1 protein-coding gene and 1 pseudogene are annotated in these 1776 nt (G+C 42.0%); both read left to right on the top strand.

What is annotated here, in order from left to right; genetic code table 11:
• Nucleotides 1-1054: 1054 nt before the first annotated feature.
• A complete protein-coding gene (locus ACT29H_RS16715; RefSeq protein WP_444822799.1) occupies nucleotides 1055-1240 on the top strand; it encodes a hypothetical protein in 186 nt (61 codons plus the stop codon).
• A 376-nt stretch (nucleotides 1241-1616) separates the two neighbouring features.
• Nucleotides 1617-1760, top strand: a pseudogene (locus ACT29H_RS16710) (IS91 family transposase); the annotation flags it as partial.
• Between the last annotated feature and the right edge of the window lie 16 nt (nucleotides 1761-1776).

Raw genomic sequence — 1776 nt, 5'->3', positions numbered from 1 at the left:
TTAGCGCCGATGGTACTGCGTAAAAGCGGGAGAGTAGGTCGCCGCCGACTTTTAAAACAAGAAAACTCCGATTCACATTAGTTGAGTCGGAGTTTTTTGTTTTATAACGGTTGAGATTAGGCCGATAGGCCGATAGGTTGATAGGCTAATAGGCTAATAGGCCAATAGGCCGATAGGTTGATAGGTTAATAGGCCGATAGGTTGATAGGCTAATAGGCTAATAGGCTAATAGGCCGATAGGTTGATAGGCTAATAGGCTAATAGGCCGATAGGTTGATAGGTTAATAGGCTAATAGGCCGATATAATAGGCTGTTAGGCTTTTTTTATCTACTTTTTTCTATCTATATCAACTTATATCTTCTTGTTATTTCTGACTTCTGGCCTCTGAACTCTGCGCTCTGGCACACCCCCTTTAGGGACCGGTGGGTGTGGGATGAAATCTAATGATCTTACATCACAAAATGTCAATATTATATTCAAGGATCTCTTCCTGGTTAATGGATACTGTCTCTAACCCTTTTAACACCTTATGAAGCAATGCTGTTCAGGTTATTATAGCAATGTTGCTCCACTTGAAAAAGCCGTACGGCTACAGAGAAAAAAGCAGGACTGCTTTTGTGACTAAAGCCGGCCTGATACGATAAGAAGAGAAGTGCCGCTCAAAGGTGATGTAAAGGGGTTTGTTGAAATGTAAATTAGTAGATGCCATAAAACCCGGAAGATGCTTTAGAGCTCCGTAGTGAGCATTAAAAGTCCCTTCAATCAAGAACTTGTTGAATTGTGGCCTGGCACCGCTATGGTTAATTGAAACGAGTCGTGGGAATTGTTTTACACACTGGGGGATAATTAATGTAGGTGAGTTTCATAAGACTAAAAACTTAAATTCATTAATGATTTAATTTTTAAAGCTCTTATACTTGTAAGGCTTGTATGATGATTATTGTTGGTCGTGCGATGGTTTATCCCGGTTTTTTATAATTAAAATTCGTTTTGAAAAAGGGATGATTTCGCGCTCAATCCGTTGGTATAGTAATCTGTTTTATTGTTTTCCGGATGGTGAAATGGTCTGCCTGTGCCTACCAAATAAAATCGAGCGTGGCTATCAACCAAATGGAACAGCTCTTGTCGGACGCCAACAACCTGCTGAAAAATCGGATAGACAAGCTGATGTCCATCTTTACACACGGCGACGCCAACTTTTATCATGGCTGCCAAAAAGCCAGAATGATTGTGGATTAAATGCAGATATGCCTTCAAGAGTGGTTTTATAACAGAGGTTAGAAGCCAGAAGCCAGAGGCTAGGGGTCAGAAGCCGGAAGGGGAGACTAGCGCTCAGGATAGCATAGTGCATGAAGCATCTGATATCTTAAATCTAATAATCTTACATCTAACAATCTAATGGGTTGATGGTAAAAGGGTGGGATGGTGAAGGGCGAGGAGTATCTTACCGACATTTTAACTCCTTGGTGCATCTGGCTATCCCCGGCAGCCCCCATTTGCTTACCGCAATATGCATTTGGAATTTTGGTTTTATGAAGAGTAATATGGCTGTTTTAGAGTTGGGCTGGAAAAGGGGGAAGGTTACAGACTGATTTTAAGCTGTTCGGTTTACGGGGAAGGTTACATAAGGTTAACCGGGTTTGACGTGACCAGATGTCCTCATTGCAAAAAGGGACGTCTGGTTGTCATCAGAACTCTGACCCGGATTCGGTCACCCGCAGGACATCTGCCTTCTATGCTTTTGACTAAGTTGTTGTAACCAACAAAACACCTCC

Source organism: Thermophagus sp. OGC60D27, from assembly GCF_052400625.1.
In the GTDB taxonomy this organism is placed as follows: Bacteria; Bacteroidota; Bacteroidia; order Bacteroidales; family Marinilabiliaceae; genus Thermophagus.
This window is presented reverse-complemented; position numbering and strand designations above follow the sequence as displayed.